The sequence below is a fragment of the Enterobacter cloacae subsp. cloacae ATCC 13047 genome (genome assembly GCF_000025565.1).
In the GTDB taxonomy this organism is placed as follows: domain Bacteria; phylum Pseudomonadota; class Gammaproteobacteria; order Enterobacterales; family Enterobacteriaceae; genus Enterobacter; species Enterobacter cloacae.
The window spans coordinates 1,063,439-1,086,723 of sequence record NC_014121.1 but is presented as its reverse complement, the minus strand read 5'-3'; the positions used below and the strand labels follow the sequence as shown (position 1 = coordinate 1,086,723).

The 23,285-nt window shown below is 55.4% G+C and carries 16 protein-coding genes and 2 pseudogenes; 7 read left to right on the top strand and 11 right to left on the bottom strand.

Annotated features, from left to right (window positions below):
* The first annotated feature begins 80 nt into the window (after window positions 1-80).
* A complete protein-coding gene (gene fadE, locus ECL_RS05125) occupies window positions 81-2,525 on the top strand; it encodes an acyl-CoA dehydrogenase FadE (RefSeq protein ID WP_013095726.1) in 2,445 nt (814 codons plus the stop codon).
* Window positions 2,526-2,632: 107 nt separating this feature from the next.
* A pseudogene (locus ECL_RS05120) lies at window positions 2,633-3,404 on the top strand (amidohydrolase).
* A 51-nt stretch (window positions 3,405-3,455) separates the two neighbouring features.
* On the opposite strand, the gene ECL_RS05115 reads toward ECL_RS05120, so the two are convergent.
* The 7 genes and pseudogenes from ECL_RS05115 to ECL_RS05085 all read right to left on the bottom strand — a co-directional run bounded on the left by ECL_RS05115 (window position 3,456) and on the right by ECL_RS05085 (window position 11,231).
* Window positions 3,456-5,057: a gamma-glutamyltransferase family protein gene (locus ECL_RS05115; RefSeq protein ID WP_013095724.1), complete on the bottom strand. Its 1,602-nt coding sequence runs from the start codon at window positions 5,055-5,057 to the stop codon at window positions 3,456-3,458.
* A gap of 9 nt (window positions 5,058-5,066) precedes the next feature.
* Window positions 5,067-5,942, bottom strand: a complete 876-nt coding sequence (locus tag ECL_RS05110; RefSeq protein WP_013095723.1) for an ABC transporter permease — start codon at window positions 5,940-5,942, stop codon at window positions 5,067-5,069.
* 2 nt (window positions 5,943-5,944) lie between these two features.
* Entirely contained in the window at window positions 5,945-6,886 is a 942-nt protein-coding gene (locus tag ECL_RS05105; protein ID WP_013095722.1) for an ABC transporter permease, read from the bottom strand.
* An 18-nt stretch (window positions 6,887-6,904) separates the two neighbouring features.
* A complete protein-coding gene (locus ECL_RS05100; protein ID WP_013095721.1) occupies window positions 6,905-8,419 on the bottom strand; it encodes an ABC transporter substrate-binding protein in 1,515 nt (504 codons plus the stop codon).
* Window positions 8,420-8,421: 2 nt separating this feature from the next.
* Window positions 8,422-9,505: pseudogene (locus ECL_RS05095) on the bottom strand (ABC transporter ATP-binding protein).
* Entirely contained in the window at window positions 9,502-10,515 is a 1,014-nt protein-coding gene (locus tag ECL_RS05090) for an ABC transporter ATP-binding protein (RefSeq protein WP_013095719.1), read from the bottom strand. The pseudogene ECL_RS05095 and the gene ECL_RS05090 overlap by 4 nt, the downstream one beginning before the upstream one ends.
* The gene (locus ECL_RS05085; RefSeq protein ID WP_013095718.1) at window positions 10,512-11,231 is read right to left on the bottom strand and encodes a FadR/GntR family transcriptional regulator; all 720 of its coding nucleotides are present in this window, start codon (window positions 11,229-11,231) and stop codon (window positions 10,512-10,514) included. Before ECL_RS05085 ends, ECL_RS05090 begins: the two co-directional genes overlap by 4 nt.
* An 810-nt stretch (window positions 11,232-12,041) precedes the next feature.
* On the opposite strand from ECL_RS05085, the gene ECL_RS05080 reads away from it, so the two are divergent.
* The 5 genes from ECL_RS05080 to ECL_RS05060 all read left to right on the top strand — a co-directional run bounded on the left by ECL_RS05080 (window position 12,042) and on the right by ECL_RS05060 (window position 19,079).
* Window positions 12,042-12,704: a helix-turn-helix transcriptional regulator gene (locus tag ECL_RS05080; RefSeq protein WP_013095717.1), complete on the top strand. Its 663-nt coding sequence runs from the start codon at window positions 12,042-12,044 to the stop codon at window positions 12,702-12,704.
* Window positions 12,705-12,859: 155 nt separating this feature from the next.
* On the top strand, window positions 12,860-13,495 hold the full coding sequence (locus tag ECL_RS05075) for a hypothetical protein (protein WP_044158869.1): 636 nt from the start codon (window positions 12,860-12,862) through the stop codon (window positions 13,493-13,495).
* Between the two features lie 259 nt (window positions 13,496-13,754).
* Window positions 13,755-16,004, top strand: a complete 2,250-nt coding sequence (locus ECL_RS05070) for a type I secretion system permease/ATPase (RefSeq protein ID WP_013095715.1) — start codon at window positions 13,755-13,757, stop codon at window positions 16,002-16,004.
* Window positions 16,001-17,353 (top strand): HlyD family type I secretion periplasmic adaptor subunit, encoded by a 1,353-nt coding sequence (locus ECL_RS05065; RefSeq protein ID WP_013095714.1) that lies wholly within the window; start codon window positions 16,001-16,003, stop codon window positions 17,351-17,353. Before ECL_RS05070 ends, ECL_RS05065 begins: the two co-directional genes overlap by 4 nt.
* Window positions 17,354-17,357: 4 nt before the next feature.
* Window positions 17,358-19,079 carry a TolC family protein gene (locus ECL_RS05060; RefSeq protein WP_013095713.1) on the top strand — a complete coding sequence of 574 codons (1,722 nt, stop codon included), beginning with the start codon at window positions 17,358-17,360 and terminating at the stop codon, window positions 19,077-19,079.
* Between the two features lie 73 nt (window positions 19,080-19,152).
* Here the strand turns inward: ECL_RS05060 and ECL_RS05055 are convergent, their stop codons facing one another.
* The 4 genes from ECL_RS05055 to ECL_RS05040 are packed head-to-tail and all read right to left on the bottom strand — an operon-like array spanning window position 19,153 to window position 23,281.
* A complete protein-coding gene (locus tag ECL_RS05055; protein WP_370882416.1) occupies window positions 19,153-20,106 on the bottom strand; it encodes a hypothetical protein in 954 nt (317 codons plus the stop codon).
* Between the two features lie 58 nt (window positions 20,107-20,164).
* Window positions 20,165-21,097 carry an ACP S-malonyltransferase gene (locus ECL_RS05050; RefSeq protein WP_013095711.1) on the bottom strand — a complete coding sequence of 311 codons (933 nt, stop codon included), beginning with the start codon at window positions 21,095-21,097 and terminating at the stop codon, window positions 20,165-20,167.
* 10 nt (window positions 21,098-21,107) lie between these two features.
* On the bottom strand, window positions 21,108-22,496 hold the full coding sequence (locus ECL_RS05045) for a hypothetical protein (RefSeq protein WP_013095710.1): 1,389 nt from the start codon (window positions 22,494-22,496) through the stop codon (window positions 21,108-21,110).
* A complete protein-coding gene (locus ECL_RS05040; RefSeq protein WP_013095709.1) occupies window positions 22,493-23,281 on the bottom strand; it encodes an outer membrane lipoprotein-sorting protein in 789 nt (262 codons plus the stop codon). The genes ECL_RS05045 and ECL_RS05040 overlap by 4 nt, the downstream gene beginning before the upstream one ends.
* Window positions 23,282-23,285: the final 4 nt, after the last annotated feature.

Below are 23,285 nucleotides of genomic sequence, written 5' to 3'. Positions count from 1 at the left end.
ATTGCTAAAGGAAATAACATCAACTACAACCATATCATCACAAGTGGTCAGACCTCCTACAAGCAAGGGAGCTTTTCTTTATGATGATTTTGAGCATTCTCGCAACCGTTGTCCTGCTCGGTGTGCTGTTCTATCACCGTGTAAGTTTATTCCTGAGCAGCCTGATTCTTCTGGCCTGGACGGCTGTGCTTGGCGTCGCAGGTCTCTGGAATATCTGGCTTTTAGTGCCGCTGGCCATCATCCTTCTGCCGTTTAACTTTGCCCCGATGCGTAAGTCGATGATCTCCGCGCCGGTATTCAAAGGTTTCCGCAAAGTGATGCCACCGATGTCGCGCACCGAGAAAGAAGCGATTGACGCCGGTACCACCTGGTGGGAAGGCGATCTGTTCCAGGGCAACCCGGACTGGAAAAAACTGCATAACTACCCGCAACCGCGTCTGACGGCGGAAGAACAAGCCTTTATTGACGGCCCGGTAGAAGAAGCCTGCCGTATGGCCAATGACTTTGCCATCACCCATGAAATGGCCGACCTGCCGCCGGAGCTGTGGGCATACCTGAAAGAGCATCGCTTCTTCGCGATGATCATCAAAAAAGAGTACGGCGGTCTGGAATTCTCCGCGTACGCTCAGGCTCGCGTGCTGCAAAAACTGGCTGGCGTCTCCGGGATCCTGGCGATCACCGTGGGCGTACCTAACTCCTTAGGCCCGGGCGAACTGCTGCAGCATTACGGTACAAAAGAGCAGAAAGATCACTATCTGCCGCGTCTGGCACGCGGTCAGGAAATTCCATGCTTCGCACTGACCAGCCCGGAAGCGGGTTCCGATGCAGGCGCCATCCCGGATACCGGTGTAGTCTGCATGGGCGAATGGCAGGGCGAACAGGTGCTGGGTATGCGCCTGACCTGGAACAAACGCTACATTACGCTCGCGCCTGTCGCTACCGTGCTGGGCCTGGCGTTTAAACTCTCCGACCCGGAAAAACTGCTGGGTGGTGAAGAAGATCTGGGCATTACCTGTGCGCTGATCCCCACCTCTACCCCGGGCGTTGAAATTGGTCGTCGCCACTTCCCGCTGAACGTGCCGTTCCAGAACGGTCCGACCCGCGGTCAGGATATCTTTGTCCCGATTGATTACATCATCGGTGGGCCGAAAATGGCCGGTCAGGGCTGGCGTATGCTGGTGGAATGTCTGTCCGTTGGTCGCGGCATTACTCTGCCGTCGAACTCAACCGGCGGGCTGAAATCGGTGGCGATGGGGATTGGTGCCTACGCGCACATCCGTCGTCAGTTCAAAATCTCCATCGGCAAGATGGAAGGGATCGAAGAGCCACTGGCGCGTATCGCAGGCAACGCCTACGTGATGGATGCCGCCGCGTCGTTAATTACCTACGGCATTATGCTGGGTGAAAAACCGGCCGTACTGTCCGCGATTGTGAAGTACCACTGCACCCACCGCGCACAGCAGTCGATCATTGATGCAATGGATATCGCAGGTGGTAAAGGCATTATGCTCGGCGAAGGCAACTTCCTGGCGCGTGGCTATCAGGGCGCCCCGATCGCCATCACTGTAGAAGGGGCAAACATCCTGACCCGCAGCATGATGATCTTCGGTCAGGGGGCGATTCGCTGCCATCCGTACGTGCTGGAAGAGATGGCCGCCGCGCAGAACAACGACGTGGATGCCTTCGACAAGCTGCTGTTCAAACATATCGGTCATGTAGGCAGCAATAAAGTGCGCAGCTTCTGGCTGGGTCTGACCCGTGGGCTGACCAGCGCCACGCCAACCCATGATGCGACAAAACGTTATTACCAGCATCTGAACCGGCTGAGCGCCAACCTGGCGCTGCTGTCCGACGTCTCCATGGCAGTGCTGGGCGGTAGCCTGAAGCGTCGCGAGCGCATCTCTGCCCGTCTGGGTGATGTGCTGAGCCAGCTCTACCTGGCTTCTGCGGTACTGAAACGCTACGACGACGAAGGCCGTCAGGAAGCGGATCTGCCGCTGGTGCACTGGGGGGGGCAGGATGCGCTGTATCAGGCCGAGCAGGCGATTGACGATCTGCTGGTGAACTTCCCTAACCGTCTGGTGGCAGGTGCCCTGCGCGTGGCGATCTTCCCGACCGGTCGTCATCATCTGGCGCCGTCTGACAAGCTGGATCATAAAGTGGCGAAAATCCTGCAGGTACCGAGCGCAACCCGCTCACGTATCGGCCGCGGTCAGTATCTGGCGCCAACGCCACATAACCCGGTGGGTCTGCTGGAAGAGGCGCTGCTGGACGTGATGGCCGCCGACCCGATTCACCAGAAGATCTGTAAACAGCTGGGCAAAAACCTGCCGTTTACCCGCCTGGATGAACTGGCGAAACAGGCGCTGGCGGGTGGCATCATTGACAACAGCGAAGCCGCACTCCTGGTGAAAGCCGAAGAGAGCCGTCTGCGCAGCATTAACGTCGATGATTTCGAACCGGACGAGCTGGCGACACAGCCGGTAAAGCTGCCGGAGAAACACCGCAAACCTGAAGCCGCTTAACGCGTTTCGTCCTGAAAAACCCCGCCTCGAGCGGGGTTTTTTATTGCCATCTTTTCTCTTTATGTCGTGCTACAGTGTCAAAAAGGGTCGTTTGAGGAGTCTGAATTGTGCCTGGTCTGAAGATTTCTATTTTGCAGCAACCTTTAGTGTGGATGGATGGCCCTGCCAACCTGCGCCACTTTGATCGTCAACTGGAAGGCATTACCGGGCGCGATGTGATTGTCCTGCCGGAGATGTTCACCACGGGCTTCGCGATGGAAGCCGCACAACAGTCGATGCCGCAGGATGAGGTGGTCGCCTGGATGCACGCCAAAGCGCAGCAGACCAACGCGCTGATCGCCGGGAGCGCCGCCCTGCAAACGGAACGCGGCCCGGTGAACCGCTTCCTGCTGGTTGAACCGGAGGGGAAGGTCCATTTTTACGATAAACGCCACCTGTTCCGCATGGCCGATGAACATCATCATTATGAAGCCGGCAGCGAACGTGTGGTGTTTGAATGGCGCGGCTGGCGTATTCTGCCGCTGGTCTGCTACGACCTGCGCTTCCCGGTCTGGTCGCGCAACCGCAACGATTACGACCTGGCGCTGTATGTCGCCAACTGGCCTGCGCCGCGCTCCCTGCACTGGCAGTCGCTGCTGGTGGCGCGCGCAATTGAAAACCAGGCGTACGTGGTGGGGTGTAACCGCGTGGGAACAGACGGCAACGGACATCACTACCGGGGCGATAGCCGGGTGGTGAATCCGCAGGGCGAGATCATCGCCACCGCCGAACCGCATCAGGCGACGCGCATTGATGCCGAGCTGTCGTTGACGGCGCTAAAAGGAGTATCGCGAGAAGTTCCCCGCATGGCAGGATGCGGATCCGTTTAGTATTGGGTGACATTTTCCCCTCACCCCAACCCTCTCCCAAAGGGAGAGGGAGGATAAAAGATCAACTCACCAGCGCCTGCCCGTCTTTGCGGCTCTCCGTCGCGGCCACGTAGTGCCCTTCCGGCATCCGGTAAATCACCTGCGCACCGCCAAAGTTATACTCCTGGAGCGGATCTTCCACGACGATGTGGTGGCCACGTTCACGCAGGGCAGCAATGGTGTTGCGATCGAACGTCGCTTCGACGATCACCTCCCGGCCCTGCACCACGCGCCAGCGCGGGGCGTCGATTGCCGCCTGCGGGTTTTGCCCGTGCAGCATGATGCGCAGCGCCATCTGCATATGCCCTTGCGCCTGCATTGGCCCACCCATCACACCAAAAGACATCAGCGGCTGGCCGTTGCCGTCCATCGCAAAACCCGGAATGATGGTGTGGAACGGACGCTTGCTGCCCGCCAGCGCGTTCGGGTGCTTCGGATCCAGCACAAATCCGCAGCCGCGGTTTTGCAGGCTGATGCCGGTATCCGGTACCACAATCCCTGAACCAAAGCCCATATAGTTGGACTGGATAAACGAAACCATCATCCCGCTGGCATCCGCGGTGCTGATGTAGACCGTGCCGCTCTGCGTCGGCGAACCGTACTCAAAATCCGAGGCTTTATCAGGGTCGATAAGCGCCGCGCGCGATTTCAGATAATGGTCGCTCAGCAGCTCTTTAGCCGCAAACTCCATGTGCGCTTCATCCGCCACGTAGCGGTCGAGATCCGCCAGCGCCAGCTTCATCGCCTCAATGGATAAATGCAGGGATTGCACGGAGTCCGGATGATGGTGCTCAATGCCGCACTGCTCCAGAATGCCGAGCGCAATCAACGTGGCGATCCCCTGCCCGTTCGGCGGCAGCTCCTGCACCGAACCGCCGGCAAAGTCGCGCGACAACAGCTCCACCCAGTCCACACGATGGTTCGCCAGATCCTCAGCCGTCAGATGTGCGCCGTGCGCTTTGGCGAAGGCGGCAATTTTCTGCGCCAGCTCGCCCCGATAAAACGCCTCGCCGTTGGTTTTTGCAATCAGCTCCAGGGAGTTAGCCTGCGCCGGGTTACGGAAGATCTCCCCTACACGCGGGGCGCGGCCTTCCGGTGCGAAGCAGGCGCTAAAGCCCGGCTGGTCTTTGAGTTTGTTATAACCGCGCAGCCAGAGATGGCCAATCAGCGGTGAGACGGGGAAACCGTTACGCGCATACTCAATGGCAGGCTGCGCCAGCGTGGTCAGCGGCAGCGTGCCAAAACGTTCCGCCAGCGCCACCCAGCCCGATACCGCACCGGGCACGGTTACCGCATCCCAGCCGATTTCCGGCATCGCCGTTTTACCAGCGAACAGATCCGCATGCCAGCTCGCAGGCGAGCGGCCAGAGGCGTTCAGGCCGTGGAGCTTTTCACCATCCCAGACGATGGCGAAGGCATCGCTGCCAATCCCGTTACCGGTGGGTTCAACCACCGTCAGCGCCATCGCGGTGGCGACAGCCGCATCAACGGCGTTGCCGCCCAGCTGCAGCATCTTCATCCCCGCCTGCGCCGCCAGCGGCTGCGAGGTGGCAACCGCGTTATAGCCCATCATCGGCGGGCGTCGTGAAGCGTAACCGGACGTAAAATCAAGCGCTTTGGTCATCATGACTCCTTAGTCGTGGCGCGGATCGAGCGCATCGCGCAGCCCGTCGCCGAGTAAATTAAAGCCCTGCACGGCAAGGAAAATCGCCACGCCGGGGAAGACGGACATCCAGGGCGCCTGCTCAAGGAAGCCTTTGGCGGTGTTAAGCATTGAGCCCCAGGAGGGGTTTGGCGGCTGCTGCCCCAGACCCAGAAACGAGAGACTGGCTTCGGCGATAATTGCCGAGGCAATGGCCAGCGTGGCCTGCACCAGAATGGGTGACATGACGTTCGGCAGGACATATTTGATGATGATCCAGCGATCCGGCAGGCCTATCGCCCGCGCGCCGTCGATGTACTCTTCGTTGCGAATGGCGATCACCTGGCCGCGCGTGAGACGGGCGAAGATCGGCATCGCGGAAAGGCCAATGGCGATCATGGCGTTGGTCAGGCTTGGGCCTAAAAACGCCCCGAGGGCGATCGCCATGATCAGGAACGGACAGGCCAGCAGCGCTTCGATAACGCGTGAGATCACCCCATCCCACATCTTCTGAAAGTAACCAGCCACCAGCCCCAGCGGCACGCCGATGACCACGGCGATGACTACCGACATACACCCCGCCATCAGCGAGGTTCTGGCTCCCCAGATAATGCGGGATAAAATATCGCGCCCCAGCTCGTCGGTGCCGAACCAGTACATCGCCGAGGGCGCTTTACGCACCGCGAGGAAATTCGCCTTCACCGGATCGAACGGCGCGATCCACGGTGCCAGCAGCGCCACCAGCACAAAGAAGCCCACAATCACCGCGCCGATCACCGCGCTTTTATTGGCGAGAAATTTCTTCAGCACCCGGTTCTGCGCGCGGGGCAGAACCGGCGCAACGGTTTGAGTTGTCAATTCCGCCATGGTTAACCTCGCATTTTCGGATTGATGAGAACGTACAGCACATCGGCCAGCAGGTTCAGCAGCAGGAAGCCAATCGCCACGATCAGCACCACGCCCTGCACCACCGCGTAGTCGCGGTTAAACACCGAGTCGACGATCATTTTGCCAAATCCCGGAATGGTGAAGACCTGCTCGGTCAGCACCGCGCCGCCCAGCAGCTCGCCGAACAGCAGCGTGGTAAGCGTGATCACCGGTACCAGCGCGTTGCGAAACGCATGCTTGATAATGACGGCTTTTGGCAGCAGCCCTTTGGCCCGCGCGGTGCGGATGTAGTCAGCTTTGAGCACGGCGATCATGGAGGCGCGGGTATGGCGCATCAGCGTGGCCGCCAGCCCGGTGCCGAGCACGGCGGCAGGCAGCAGCAACGTCCGCAGGTTCTGCACCGGATCTTCACTAAACGGCACAAACCCGGACGCCGGCAGCCACTGCAGATTGACCGAAAAGACCAGTATCAGCAGGATCCCGAGCCAGAAGTGCGGTATCGAGATCCCGGAGATCGCCACAAAGTTCGCCCCGTGATCGACCCAGCTGTTTTTGTTCACCGCCGCGAGGATCCCCATGCTGATGCCGAACACCAGGGCGATGATCATCGCCAGCAGCGACAGCTCCAGCGTGACCGGCAGTTTGCTGGCGATAAGCTCGGTCACCGGTTCGTGCGTGCGTAAGGAGACCCCTAGATCGCCCTGCAGCGCGCGCGTCAGCCAGTGGAAATACTGCACCGGGATGGGCGCATCCAGATTGAGCTCAGCGCGCAGCTGGGCGATCACCGCCGGATCCCGCTCCTCGCCCGCCATGGCGATGAGCGGATCGCCGGGCAGCAGCTTCTGCAGCCCGAACACCATCATACTCACCAGCAATAGCGTCGGAATGGCCAGCAGCAGACGTTTGCAAATCAGTTCCAGCATGGTCTCTCCTCGGGACGGTTATTTCGCCAGCGTCACACCGGCCAGACGCACGATGCCGTCCGGGTACGGCTTAAAGCCCTGCACGCTTTTGTTCAGGCCGAAAATACGCGGCTCAAAGTAGAGGTAGGCAACAGGCATGTCGGTTTGCAGCTGCTTCACTACCTTGTCGTACAGCGGCTGGCGAACGGCTTTATCGTTGCTGAGACGCGCCTGGGTCAGCCACTCATCGACCTGCGCATTGCTGTAACGGCCGTCGTTAAGCGTCCCTTTGCTGTGGATAAAACCGTAGATGCTGCCATCCGGGTCCGGGCGTCCTGACCAGCCGGAGAAGCTCAGCTGGTAATCACCGCTCTGCTGGCGATCGAGCAGCGTGGCGAACTCGGTCATCTGCAGATTCAGGGTAAAGCCCGCCTCAGCCACCATCGCCTGCAATACCTGGCCGACCTGCTGCGAGGTTGGGTTGTTCGGCACCAGCAGATTCACGTTCAGCGGCGTCGCGACGCCTGCGGCTTTAAGCAGCGCTTTCGCCTTGTCGACGTCACGCGGGGGCACCGGCAGATTGACGTGATACGGGCTTACCGTCGAAAAGGGCTGGTTGGCAGGCGTATAGAGTCCTTCAAAGACCACCTGATTGAGCGCATCGCGGTCAATGGCCTGAGAGAACGCTTCACGCACGCGGGCGTCCTTGAACGGATCGTTCGCTGGCACCTTGCCATTATTGATATTGAAGGTGATGCCCTGATACCCGAGGCCGGTCACCTTCGCCAGCGCCAGCTTGCTGTCGGCTTCGACGGTTTTAACGTCGCTGGCAGCAATGCCCTCGGTCAGATCGAGATCGCCCGCGCGCAGGTTCGCCAGACGCACGGAGGCATCCGGGATCGGCAGGTAGATGATTTTGTCGAAGTGGTAAGCGTCTTTATTCCAGTAGTTGTCGAAACGAGTCAGAACAATGCGGTCCTGGGAGACGCGGCTGTCGAATTTATAAGGACCGGAGCAGACGGGATGGGCGGCAAAGTCCGGCTTTTTCGCCGCTTCGGGGGCCATCATCGCCCCGGCGCGGTCGGTGAGCTGCATTAACAGGGCAGCATCGGGGGTTTTCAGGTGCAGGGCGATCTGCATCGGGCCGGTGACCTCAACGGACTCCACGGACGATATTTCACTTTTACGCAGAGAGCCTTTTAAGGTCAGCGCCCGGTCGAGGTTGTATTTTGCCGCTGCCGCATCGAATTTTTCGCCGTCATGGAAGGTGACGCCTTCACGCAAATTGAAGGTCAGGGTTTTGCCATCCTCGCTCCAGGTCCACTCTTTCGCCAGACCCGGCACCACTTTCAGGTTTTCGTCCACATCCACCAGCCTGTCGCACAGGGAGGCAAAAACGAAGCGGCCATAATAGGTGCGCGCCAGATGCGGATCGAGCATATCCGGGTCTGCACCCAGCCCTACTCGCAGCACGCTTTCAGCCTGGGCGGGCAGCGCCGCGCCGAGCAACATAACACTTCCCAGTACGGTCAAAAGAGAATTACGCATTGTCATTATCATGAGTTCCTTGAAGGAAGGGAGGAGTGAGAGGCCGCGTGTTCAAACAGCGCGCGGCGGCGCAGAAAGGCGGTAGACGGCGGTGCTATCTGGATAACACTGCGATCGCGGTTAATCTCCTGCCAGCGGTGGCAGGCAATCTGGCGTCCGCCTTCCAGCACCTGGTTAATGGGCTCGGCAAGGCGACATTCATCCGTGGCATACGGACAACGGGTATGGAATCGGCACCCGGACGGGGGATCGGCCGGGTTCGGTAAATCCCCTTGCAGCAACGGGGCTGCGCGTCGGGCGCCCGGCTGCATCTGCGGTGCAGAGGCGATGAGCGCCTGGGTGTAAGGATGGAGAGGCGCGTCAAAGATCTCGTCGACGCTGGCAAGCTCAACGATCTGCCCGAGATACATCACTGCCACGCGGTCGCTCATATGGCGGATGACCGCCAGGCCGTGGGCAACAATCACCATCGTTAGCCCCAGCTGATGCTTCAGGCTTTCCAGCAGATTGATCACCTGCGCCTGCACGGAAACATCCAGCGCCGAGACGGGCTCGTCACCCAGCAGCAGTTTTGGCCCGGAGGCCAGCGCACGCGCAATACCAATGCGCTGGCGTTGCCCACCTGAAAACTCGTGCGGAAAACGCGCCGCCCAGGCGGCAGGCAGACCCACGGTTTTAAGCAGTTCCGCAACGCGATAGTGACGATCGGCTTTTTTCATCTCCTGATGCAGCCACAGCGGCTCACCCACAATCTGCTCAACCGTCATGCGCGGGTTTAGCGACGCAAAAGGATCCTGAAAAATAATCTGTAATTCCCGGCGCAACTGGTTGAGACGAGCTCCTGAGGCGTGTGTGATCTCTTCCCCCTGATAAAACACGCGTCCTTCGCTGGCGGCCAGCAAACGCAGCAGCAGACGGCCGAGCGTGGATTTGCCGGACCCGGACTCCCCGACAATCGCCAGCGTTTCGCCGGGCATCACGGAGAGGGAGACGCGATCCACCGCCGTCACAAAGCGGGCTGGAGTAAAAAAGCTTCTTCGGGCCGGGGAAGCGCTTGCTCAGGTCACGGGCTTCAAGAATGGGCGTGGTCATGCGATCTCTCCCAGCGCAATGTGTTGTTCCAGCGGCACGCGGAAGCAGGCGACCAGATGGTCAGCCCCCTGCGCCGCGAGCGACGGTTTTTCGTTATGGCAGCGCGTTTGCGCGAAGGGGCAGCGGGTCGCAAAGCGGCAGCCTTTCGGCATGGATTCCGCCAGGGGAACCGCGCCGGGAATGGTGGCGAGCGGCCCTTTACGCGCGCCCGCGGACGGAATAGAGCCCATCAGACCAATGGTGTACGGGTGCTGCGGATCGGCAAAGATGGCCTCGACGCTCCCCTGCTCCACCACCTGCCCGGCATACATCACCGCCACCTGCTGCGCCACTTCCGCCACCACGCCTAAATCATGGGTGATCATCAGCACCGCCGTACCGGTCTCCTCTTTTAAGGTGTTGAGCAGTGCGAGGATTTGCGCCTGAATGGTGACGTCCAGCGCGGTGGTCGGCTCGTCGGCAATCAACAAACGCGGATGGTTAATGAGCGCCATCGCAATCATCACGCGCTGGCGCATGCCGCCGGAAAGCTGGTGCGGATACGCTTTCAGGCGCATCTCTGCCGCCGGGATCTGCACCTTCTCCAGGATTTGCAGCGCGGTATTCATCGCCTGCGCACGCGAAACGTTCTGATGGCGCATAACCGCTTCGCTGAGCTGGTCCCCAAGGGTAAAGGCGGGGTTGAGCGACGTCATCGGCTCCTGGAAAATCATCGCCAGCTCGTTACCCCGGAGATCGGCATATTCCCGCGGGGAGAGCTTTCGCAGATCGTGGCGACGAAACTGCATATCGCCGCTGACAATCTGCGAGCTGGCGGGCAGTAGCCCCATCAGCGCTAAGGAGGTGATACTTTTCCCGCAGCCGGACTCCCCCACCAGCGCCAGCGTTTCACCCGCTTTGACCGTCAGCGAGATACCGTCAAGCACGCTCACCGGCGATCCGGCGAACTTAACGTTGAGTTTTTGCAGGCGCAGTACCGGAGTGGCTTCCTTAAACGGAATCGTCGTCATAGCGTGATGTCGTCCTCAAGGTGGATCGCCTGTATCAGGGCGTTTTGCAGACTAAGCAGATGTTCGCGCATGGCGGCCGCTGCTTCGTTGGGCTGGCGATGGATAATCGCGGACATGATTTTATGATGATGGTCGTTGTAGACATCGACCCGTTCGGGGGTTCGGGCAAGCTCACGCAAATGCTGCCAGCCTGGCTCACGCCTGACGGCATCAATGGCATCAAAAAGACCCAGCATCAGGCGATTGCCTGCGGCCTCCGCAATGGCGCGGTGAAAGGCGCTGTCCCACAGTTCATTCAGATCGCGGTCGTCCGGGCTGACCTTATCGATGCGTTCCAGCATGCGCTGCATGAGCGCGAGGTTTTCCCTGGTGGCACGCAGTGCCGCAAGCCGGGCTAAGCCGGGTTCGAGTTGTAGACGAGCTTCCATCACTTCCAGAAGGTTGGTTTGCTGAACCAATCCCTGAAGGGCCAGCGGTTCCACAGGCGCAGCAGGACCAATAAAGGTGCCTTTGCCCTGCTTACGCCAGATCCGCCCCTCTTCTTCCAGCACATCCAGCGCACGACGTACTTCACGTCGTCCTACGCCGAGAGTTTCCGACAGCTCACGTTCCGTGGGCAGCGGAAGGCCTGGTGTTGACTCGTGCTGGTGAATAAGACCGCGCAATTGTTCAAGCGCGGTGCTGGAATTTGCCAGAAACCGTGACGGTTTTTCCATATTGGTTCGCTCGCTTTCATCATGACTTTATTGTTATTAACGATAAGTTATTGATATGAGGCGCTACTTATCGTGCTAATGATTAAGCAATAAACGAACCAATTTTATATTGGTTCAAAATTTCGCAGTATAAAGAGAGTTAACCTGTTAATTGATAAGCAAAACATCAAAAACGAACTGGCACGTCAAACGTTGCGTCAGCACATTAGCCCCCCGTCAACTGCACAAAAACAGTGCAATAAACGCACCAAAAACGATCGAATGTTAAATAAATGCACTGTTTATGTATACTCTTTGTTAACTAAAGATTATGTAACCGATAAAACAGGCAACGATGCCGTCGGTTGGTAACGCCGGGCACTGATATAACGGACGACGAGTCACAAGAAACAGGCAAATAATACACTTTATAAACAGGACAACTATTTTCCCCGGCGATATTTAAATGCGTATTTTATTGCTCCACGCCGCTTACTTTAGTTAATAAAGTCCGTGCTTTTTCGGCTTATTAAACCGTGTCTTTCACCCGGTATTTCAGAAAGTAAACGACTCTGCCAAAAATTAACCAAAAAACAACAATTACAGCATTTTAGATAAAAATAAATGAATCTCACTCTCATTTAAGAACTTATACAACTCCTTGTTTTATATAAAATTAGTTCTTAAATCGCATTCATAATAGTCAGTTCAGACTATTTAATTAAGATTATTGCCTGGTCCAGCATATGATTATTCCTAAAGAACGACGGCGTTTGTCAGACTCCGGCTTAATATCATTAACGTAAGAAAACATCGCGTGTGAGGTATAATATGTACTGTGCAACTAACAATCCTGGCTATTTATCTCATACAGGTGGACAACCTGTTTGTCATACCCCTGAAATGCGTTGTTATGGTTGCGAAAAGCAATGCCGCTTTAATACGTCTGAAGATGGCCAAAACCGTGATTGCCACGCGCTTGAATATTATATCTGGCCTGATAATAACACCTTTTTGGTTGAAGGCATTCGCCATCACTTTGGCGAGGTAAATGATAAATATATTTCGCAGCCGGTTGTCATCATCGACTTCAGTCATAAAAACATCAATTATTTTTTATCTGAAAACTGGTTAGATCAGTTCAAAAACATGAGACTGATTCTTGTCACTGATAAAAAGATGACGGCAATTGCGCACTACTGGTTTTACAACGACACGTTAGAAACCACTATCAGTTCAATTATCTTTTATGACGATAGCGCAGAAGAAGTCTCGACGAAACTGAAAAAAACGTTCCTGGCAAAAACGATTAAACCGACAGGTAACAGACCCAAACTGAGTCAGAATGAATACAGCCTGTTTTCATTCCTTTTTAACGGATGGTCGCCAAAGAAAATCGCCTACCGGAACGGCACCAGTGTTAAAAACACCTACGCCATGAAGAACCGCATTGAACGCAAGCTGGGCGTGTCCATCACACGGCTTGCAAGTTAGTGTAAAACTGACAATACGCTCTGTCGAAAATTCCTGGACGAACAGAGCGTACTCTGACTGTCACTCGTGTTTTTCCGTAATGCATAATTAATCTGATTGTTGATATATTACATAATATTTTACATATATTATATGGACGCGTAGCGTTTGATCACATGAACATTATTACTATTAAACAAAATGAGAATGACAACTACACTATGCGTTGTTACGGTTGTATGCATAAATGCGCCTATGCCTCCATTCGCAGCACAAAGTGCGATGAATGTTCGGGAGCCGAGTTTTATATTTGGCCAGAAAATAACTCATTTCTGATAGAAGGCATTTTACAATACTTTGCTGATATTAATTCAAAAATAATTTCACAACCCATTGTCGTGATAGACTTTAATTACAAAAATATAAATTATTTCTTATCAAACAATTGGTTATCTCAGTTCAGAAACTCGCGCCTGATTCTGATCACCGACAAAAAAATGGCGGCCATTGCCCACTACTGGTTCTACAACGATACGGCAGACACGATCATCAGTACGGTTATTTTTCATGATGACCTGGCCGAGGATATCAAAATGAAGATCAGTCAGTCCTTTATGGGAAAAATAATACGACCTTCAGAAAAAAGAGCCAAACTTAGCGCAAATGAATATGCACTCTTTTCTGAACTGTATAAAGGCCAACTGCCTAAAAAGATTGCCATGAAAAATGCCACGAATGTCAAAAACATTTACGCCATGAAAATAAGAATTGAAACAAAGCTGGGCGTTCCCATTTCAAGGCTGGCGAGCTAATACGTCCACGTAAGAAAGAGATGTTAAAACATCAGCATAGCAAATATGACGTAGAATATTCCTAAAGGAACAGTTACTTTTCTTTATTGTGTGTGAGAGGGATAAAACCCTACACTACGATATTACCAGTGCTTGTATTTTTACATAATCCACCCGCGTCACCCGTTGTATTTACGGATGCCCCTGGTCGTTTTTAAATAACATATTCTTTACTTTTTTAATTCTAAGTGAGGAACGCAACTACAGGTCTGAATTCAAAATGAATACGCATCTCTCCACGGTAAAAATTAATTCAGAGCATACTCTTGAAGATATTGAAGCCCCTGAAAAAGATTCTCTTCTGTGGGGCGTTGAATGGCTTTGTGGGCATCATTCTAAGTATGCCAGCAAAGAGGTGCTGTATGCAGGCCTGCCAAAAAGCGACAAGCTGGAGCCTGAAATGGCATTACGTATGCTTGAGCAGATGGGCATATCCGCCGGTTGGGTTAAGCGCGATCTGAATTCGCTTTCCTCCTGGCTGTTCCCTTTGCTTATTGCACGCAAAGACGGGACATACTGCATTCTTACCGCACGCAAGGGAAAGCGCGGGCAACATACGTATCAGATTGTGGTACCTGAAAACGACGGAACGCTCCTCGTTGCAGAGGCGGATTTACACGAGGCTTATGGCGGTTATGCCCTTGTGACGACGCCAAAACCCACGCTGGACGCGCGTGCTGAAGACCAGCTGTTACCGAAAGCCAAGGATGAAGGTCACTGGCTCTATTCGACGCTGTGGCGCTACCGGCATTACTTCTACAGCGCGGCACTGGCGGCGCTGCTGGCGAACATTCTGACGCTGGCCGGTACCTTCTTCACCATGAACGTCTATGACCGCGTGATCCCCACCCAGGCGTACGTCACCCTGTGGTCGCTGGCGATTGGCGTGGTGATTGCCATTATTTTTGAATTTGCCAGCCGACAAATCCGCGCCTATTTGATCGACATCGCCGGTAAAAAAGCAGATCTGATCCTCGGGGCGAAGCTGTTTCGCCAGGTGATGTCGATGCGTATGGAATACAAGCCGCAATCCTCCGGAACCTTTGCGAACCAGTTACGCGATTTTGAGGCCGTCCGCGACTTTATCACCTCTGCGACCCTCGCCACGCTGTCCGATTTGCCGTTCTGTCTGCTGTTCATGTTCATCATTTACATGATTGGCGGCCCACTGGCCGTTGTACCGCTGGTTGCCATGCCACTGATTTTGATTGTCAGCGTCATTATCCAGTGGCCGCTGGGTCGCTACATGGAAGAAAACGTCCGGGAAATTTCGCTTAAGCAGGGTCTGCTGATCGAGAGCATCGAAGGGCTTGAGGCCTTAAAAGCCGCTCAGGGCGAAGGGGTGATGCAAAAGCGCTGGAATGATTTCAGCGCACTGGCTGCGGCGTCCTCGATGAAAACCCGCTATCTCTCCATGCTGACCACCAACTTTGTCTCTTTTGTGCAGCAAATCACCACCGTCTGCATCGTGGTGCTCGGCGTCTATTTAATCCACGCCGGAGAGCTGACCATGGGGGCCATGATTGGGGTGGTGATCCTCTCCAGCCGTTCGCTCGCGCCTCTGGCCTCTGTGGTCGGTCTGGCGCTGCGTTATCAGCACGCCAAAACCGCGCTGAAATCCCTTAACCAGCTGATGGAAACACCGACCGAGCGCGATGCGCTGATCAATTATCTGCCGACGCCCAATTTCACCGGCAGCCTGCGTCTGAAAAAGGTGGGATTCACCTATCCGGTACCGGGAATGATGGTCGCGCCACGCATTCTGGACAACATCAATATCAACATCGAGGCCGGGGAACAGGTGGCCGTGCTGGGCAAAATTGGCAGCGGTAAGTCGACCCTGCTGCGCGTGATGGCGCGCCTGTACCAGCAGAGCAGCGGACAGCTTTTCATTGATGGTGTGGATGCGACACAGGTTGATCCCGCCGACTGGCGCGCTGCGGTGGGCTACGTCGGGCAGGACTGCCGCCTGTTTTACGGCACCCTGCGCCATAACATCATCATTGGCAACCCGGGCGTGAGCACGGAAGAGTTTCTGCGGGTGGTTCGCCTGACCGGGCTTGATCACGTGGCGGCCAGACATCCACTGGGTTTTGACATGCCTATCGGCGAAATGGGCAATTGCCTTTCCGGTGGACAAAAACAGCTCGTCGCCCTCGCCCGCTGCCTGTTGCTGCGGCCAAAGATTTTGCTGATGGATGAACCCACCAGCTCAATGGATGCGATGACGGAAACCCTGTTCCTTCGTCGGCTCAAAGAAGCGACGCAAGGACAAACGCTGGTCATTGTGACCCACCGCATGTCCGTACTGAGCCTGGTAGAGCGTCTGATCGTCATGGAAGACGGACACGTAGTGAAAGACGGTCCCAAAGATCAGGTGATGGCCAGCCTGAATGAGAATGTCATGAAGAAAAAGCAAGCAATGCATTCAGTCGAAGAGAAGCAACAGAAACAAGGTGTGAATGAATGATGAACGAGGACGAAGTGAATCATAACGCCTCAAAGGGAGAGGCCGAAACGGATGCAGGCGTACCCTCAACGGCACTGGAAAACGTGAACGCTACGCAGAGAGCGGGCACCGGGCTGGCATTACACCCTGCACAGCCAACGGGGAAAGTGAAAGCCGACGATCTGAAATTCATGCACGACCTGCAGGGCGCGCTGATCGCACAGAAGACCCCTTTCAGCATGATCATGCTCTACACCATCACCCTGGTTGTGGTGGTAGCGCTGGTCTGGGCGCATTTCGCCCGGGTTGAGGAGATTACCCGTGGCGACGGGAAAGTGATCCCCGCCAGCCGCGAGCAGCTCATTCAGAGCCTGGAAGGCGGCATTCTCGAAGAGCTAAACGTGCAGGAAGGCGACATCGTCGAGAAAGGCCAGATTCTGCTGAAGATTGACCCGACTCGCGCCGGGGCCAGCTATGGCGAATCGTTGTCCAAAGTGCAGGGGCTGAAAGGCAGCATTGCCCGTCTCAGGGCGGAAGCCTACGACACGCCACTGACCTTCCCGCCGGATATCGCCGGGATTGAGTCAATCGTGCGTGATGAGACCCAGGCCTATAACGCCCGCCTGAAAACCCTGAATGAAAGCGTAGAGGCCTTAAAACGGAGCCTGACGCTGGCGCAAAACGAGGTCAGTCTGTCGGAGCCGCTGGCGCGCAGAGGGTTAATGTCGGATGTCGAAATCCTGCGCCTCAAGCGCCAGGCGAACGAATTCAGCCTGCAGATCACCGAGCGTACCAACCGCTTCCGCTCTGATGCCAACAGCGAACTGAACCGACTGGAATCTGAGCTGGCGCAGGCGGAAGAAATTCTGCGCGGACGCCAGGACGTAATGAACCGTACCACGGTGGTGGCGCCCGTGCGCGGCACCGTCAACAACATCCGGGTGACAACCCGTGGCGGCGTCATTCAGCAGGGGGCGGAGATCATGACCCTCATTCCGCTCGAAGATAACCTGCTGGTTGAAGCCAAAATCAAACCCTCTGATGTGGCCTTTATCCATCCGGGCCTGCCCGCCACGGTGAAAATTACCGCCTACGACTATGCCATTTATGGCGGATTAAACGGTGTCGTTGAACACCTCAGTTCAGACACCCTGATCGATGAAGAGAAAGCCCGTCAGGGGCGTGGAGATTCTACCTATTACCGGGTGTTCGTCCGCACCGACCGTGCCGCGTTACAGGTAAAAGACAAGTCGTTCCCGATCATGCCGGGAATGGTGGCAAACGTAGAAATCAGAACGGGGGAGAAGACCATTTTGTCTTACATCCTCAAACCGATACTGAAAGCGCGCGAAGCCTTCAGGGAGAGATAATTATATGGTTAAGGCACGTAAAGAGCGTCGTTGGGCAAGGGTAGCAACCGCAGTTGCACTCTGCTTGCCCTGCTCTTCTTTTGTCATTCCGCTGCACGCGGCTGACATTGCTCAGGCTAAAAGCAGCCTGGCGTCATTGCCGCCGATGCGCACACAGTCACAGCTCAACCGCGAAGTGCAGCCTGTGCAGCGGACGGTGTCGCAAAGTGCGGCATCGCCGCGTTCGCTGCCCGCCATGCGTACCCAGTCGCAATACGTCAGTACGCAAAAGGCGATGCCAACGCAAGCCACTGCGCGCCCTGAACGTTACGCCTCTGCACCAACAGCCAGGGAGTTTGCCCCCGCCCCGTCAAAACCGGCGGAAAGCCGGGCTGCGCTGAAGAAAAACGCAGACTTCTTCCCGCCCGTCACCGAGTATTACAAACCAGACCCGGCGTACGCCGGGGTGCGTCGTGACGGCGGTGCGCGTCAAGCCATCAGCGGCATGTCGCAGGGCTACCGTGCCGGCAGTCAGGATTCGCTTGTTTTTCTGCGCAGCATGGTGGCCAGAGCGCTGGCGTATAGCCCGGAACTGCGGGCCGCCTCAGCAGAGGTGATGGCGTCTGACTACATGGTCGATCAGGTAAAAGGCCAGCGCATGCCCCAGGTACGTCTGGGCGTAACCTCGCCGCTGTCGACCGTGGGCGGCGATCGCCAGTCGTCATCCAACAATAGCCATATCAGCGACTCAAGCGGCACGGTCTCCGTTAATACGCCGATTATTGACTGGGGAAGGATCAGTAACCAGGTGGACAACTCTCTGGAAACGGCAAAAGCAGCCCGTTATTCAAAAGAGTATTCCCGCGAACAGCTGGCCTACAACACCGTGTCCGAGCTGATGAACATGGGGCGTTACCAGCACAGTAAGGTTGTGGCGAAACAGTATGTTGGCCGCATGAAAGAGCTGGTCACCATGCTGTCGCAAATTACCCAGGCAGACCGCGGCAGAGAGAGTGAACTGGTGCAGGCAAAAGCAAAACTGATGTCGGCCCAGGCGAGTCTCGACAATATTGAGCATCAGCTGAGTGCCAGCAAAATTAAACTGGTGCGTCTGCTGGGGATCGAGCCTGAATTACCGGAAGGCATAAGCTGGCACGACACGGTCATCCCGGCGTCGGTGGCGCTTTCTGGGCTGGATAAAAACCCGATGATGCTGAACCTGCAGTCCAAAGTCCGGGCGGCGGAGTATGAGGCAGAAAGCATTAAATCGTCGGCCCTGCCGCAGGTGAATTGGGTCATCTCCAAAAGCACCGCCAAAGACAGCAACGGCAACGAAGCGGGTTGGTATACGGGCTTAAACGTCGAGTGGGAGGCGTTTAGCGGCGGCTCTCAGCGTGCCGCTGAGATGTCGGCACGGGCGAAAGCCAATATGGCGCAGCAGCAATATGAAGTGAGTTACAAAGATCTGGAGTATCAGATTAACTATCAGATTCAGGTACGTGACTCCTCTTTCCTGCGCGCCGATGATTACGATCGCCTGACAAGTGAAACGGATCGGGTGCGTCGTATGTTCTACGAACAGTGGTATCACCTTGGCAAACGCACCTTGCTCGACGTGCTGACGGCAGAAAACGATCATTTTAATAATCAGCTTTCTGCCATTAACAACCGCTACGACGGCTATATTTCCAACATTAACGTCATTGCCAGCGCCTCCATGCTGCTGTCATGGATGAAAATGAGCTAAGCGAAACAGACGTAATAAAAAGCCAGACCGTCAGTGATGAGGGTCTGGCTTTTTTATGTCTTTCAGAAGGCGACTACCAGGGGGTGTCCTCTCTGCTGATCTCCGCCCAGCGCAGATACATATCGCTCGACATCATAAAATCGGTATGCCATTTCCACCAGGTGTGCAGCGTGTAGTACACCAGACATGGCAGATAGCAAAGCAGGAAATAGACCTCAAACCAGACCTGCCATCCCGAAAGCGTAAGCAGCACGCCGATAACAGCCGACCAGACACATTCCACGCCCACCAGCATCACCAGCCGCAGCCATAATGGTTTCTCTGACAGCGTCCTCCACGGGATTGACGGGGAGAAATAGAGATCAATCTCGTTAAGGAACAGATGCCCCAGAAACACATAGCGTCGGGTAAAGCGCAAGAACAGCAGATTGATTCCCAGCACCACCACGCAGAGCACCACCATGGTAATGATGGCGGTTAAGGTGAAGTAGCGCCCATAGAGATCAAACTGCGCACTGTTGCGTAAGGGGCTGATGGTCAGGAGATTCATCACCACACTCATCACGACAGCAACGGCCACATACTGTGAAAGCTGCGTGTATTTTGCCTTGTCTCTGGCTGAGGCAACGACCTGCTGAATATAGACATGACGCAGTGCGGCAAAGATCCCCCAGATAATCAGCGGCGCCACGAAAACCATGATCAGCAGCGTGATGCCTGGCGTGGTCAGCGCAAGGAAGAGCCCCGTGATGCCCGCGAAAATCAGGATCGAGACGGCAAGCACAACGAACGGTTCGAAGATGATCGAATTCGTTTTCGGGCTCTCTTTGCCGACAAATACCGACAAATCAACATTCTTGACGACGCATTTATAGGCCCAGAAGGCCTTAAGGTCGGCAATGAAGCTATACCCGATCAGCGCGAAAATACCGCTCGCGACCCAGGCATCCTGCCGGGAAAAAGAGAAACCGGCATTTTTCCAGTAAAAGCCCAGCAGGATAAACGTCACGATATAGATAAAAAGCACGTTCCTTTTATCCTGATAGCGGATGAAGGTTAAATAATCTGGAATCATAGCTCGGCCATTACATCCCTAACACTTTTCTGCAGTGCAGGACACGCCCGGCAGAAAAACCGGAAAAATCATTTAGCATCTGTCCCAGATAGGGTTTGTTGCTCATCTCCAGGAACAGCGGCTGGTCTGGATGATGGATGAATCTGGCCATGGAATCGGCCCATTTCACCGTCTGCGTCAGATGCAGGGAGAGGTTCTCTTTGATATTGTCCGGCACCGTTTCGACTCTGGCGGTCACATTCATCAGCACGTCATAGGCTGGCGAGGTGAAGGGCTGTCCCGCCAGGAAGTCACGCATCAATTGCACGCCCTCAGCCATTAAACGGGTATGCCAGGCCCCGCTGACGCCGAGCTTGATCGGCTCATAGCCTTCATCGGCCAGCACTTTGGCAAAATCACTCAGCGCAGACGGGGTCCCGCCAATCACCTGCTGACGCGGGGTGTTGTCGCAGCTGATATCCAGCGCGATCCCGGAACGGGTGATGATGTCACTCAGCGTGGCAAAATCGGCCCCCTTCAGCGCCAGCATCGCGCCTTTCTGCTTTTTACTCACCGCATCCATGGTGCTGGCACGAAAATGCAGCGTACGGAACAGGGTCTCCAGCGAGATCGCGCCTGCCGCGTACAGGGCACTGTATTCGCCAACGCTATGGCCGCAGGCACCCACGACGCGCAGCGTCGGGAAGCGCTCGCGGCAGAGGCTATAAAGCGATACGTTGATAGCCGTAACGGCCAGCTGTTGTACCGTGGTCTGGATCAGCCTGTTCATCGGCCCCTTAAGGCAGAGTCGGCGCAGATCGAGACCCGACACATCGCTGGCACAATCCCAGATCTGTTTCGTCATTGCATTGAGATCCCACAGATCGCTGCCCATACCAATCACCGGGTTTCCCTGGCCGGAAAACAGCAGCACCACAGGCTGCGATGGATTATCAAGCGTCATAGTCATTTCCTTATAAGTAATACTTAAAGCCAACATAGCCACCGGCAACATCGCCGAAGAAAGCAAACTCAGAATTTGCGCTACCCAGTGCTGAATAGACGCCGGTATACGCTTCCAGCTGGTCATCAATAAAGGTCAGCGGTGCGCTGATGTGGAGCCCCGACAGGGTGCTTTTATCCATCAGATTGACGATAAAATAAGGCTGCACGGCGATCTGATGCGTGAGCTGCACGCTGGACCAGGCGTTGAGATAGTGTTTCCCCTGCAACATGCCTTTGTTGCCCGTATTGCTGATTTCAGACGCCATCAGGTACTTATAGGAATCAAACGCCCTGTCGAGCGGCGCATAACCTGTCGGCGTATTCAAAAAGGTCATCAGCTCGCGCTGTTTGCGCCATTCCGTGCGGGAGTAGCCTTCGCTCTGGTAATAATATTCCAGGCCGAAAACGTTAAAGGTATCAGTGGTATATTGCCCGCCCACCGCCAGCTCTACGCCATTTTTGTCCTCGGTCTCATACAGCGATGAAGGAAATGCATAGTTCTGGACTTCTGCACTTTTCTCCTCAGAGAGATGACGCCAGCGCTGCTCCCGGTGCCAGGCCATCCCGGCATTCAGGGTCAGCTGTGGGGTGTAGTGATAGCTGTCAGAGACGGCAACCGACTGCGAGTCTCCCAGCAGAATGCGCATCCCCGGGGTATGTTGACGGAAGGCATGTGAGGTATAGCTCAGAAGCCAGGCCTCGCTGCTGTTGCCACGCTGGTTCGCGGACCAGTTGCTGGAGGTCAGATAGTATTTATCGATCGTCGCCAGCTTCGGAATCATGGTCAGCGAGAGCGACTCATCCCGGTTGTCCATTGACAGCGTCGCGGCCCAGGACGAGGACTGATACGCAGTGCGAAGCGCGGGATCGTAAAGCCGCGTCGGTTTGAACCCGGCGTAGTAATGCGGAGTCAGATCGGAAGGTGAGCGCAGGAAAAAGAGACCCTGCTTCGCCTGAAGTTTTCCCACTTCAAGCTGCACGCTGTCTGAAACGGCGTAAACCAGTCTCAGACGCTCAATCAGCAGCTGAGAGCGGCTGTCGTCCTCTTCAAATGCTCCCACCTTGCGCGGTGAGTACCAGGTGAGCCCGTAGAGAGACAAATCCAGATCCAGCGCATTATCAACGATCGCGCACTTGCTGGTGAGATTCACGCCCGCGTCATTGTAGATATTGTGTCTGGTATACGGATTTCGGCCGTTAATTCGCCAGTCTGAAATTTGTTTTTTGACCAGCGACACCTGCTCATACAGCGTGACAGTGCTGTTTTTTGCAAAGTCGGAACCGGACAGGCAGTCCGCCAGTGCGCTCACGGGCAGAGCGGAGAGTGCCAGAGTTAACCCCAGTAATGTGCGTTTCAATTGGCACCTCGCTGAATAGACTCGCGAGTAAAGTGGGATTCAGGCAAGGACTCCAGGCGAACATCGCTGTACTCCATCACGGAGTAGCTGTTACCGTGACGGGCCTCCTTCACAATAATTTTCATCGGACGCATCTTCCCTAATACCATCTGAAAATCCTGGTACAGCACTTCTTTCATCAATTTATTATCCAGAGAGTAATACGACGCTTTAAAAGGACGGTTCTCCCCCTCTTTTTCGACGTAATAGATGACTTTTGGCCACGTGACGTCATCCGTTTTGCGCACCAACTCCAGCTTATAGCACTGCGTATCGCCGCATGCTTCCTCGCCCAGCAGCGTGGCGTGGTAGGCATACTCAAAATTGGTGACAATGACGTCGCCATTGGAAATTTGTCCAATCAGGCGCTGCTGGCGCGAAACGGGAACCGGTCGACGCAGTTCTGGCGTGTAGAACCAAAGATCGTACCAGTCAGAGAGCAGCACTTTGCCTTTGTCCCGCGGGGGATAAATAAAACGCGCCAGCGAACGGGCATCGGCTTTCATTCCCCCTTCGGGTTTCATAAAGCGCATGGAAATATCCAGCACCTGCTTATTGTCAGGCTGAGATGCGCCCGACTTATATTCATGAATGGTCAGGGTGTAGCGAAAAGGTTTATTCGGGGAACGAACCTCATCGGCACGACGAATAATCTCTGATGCTTTGTTATCCACCGGCGCTGATAATACCGCCGAGGAAAACAGGCACAGACAAAAGAGCAGTTTTGTGATGACAACGCGTTTCATATCG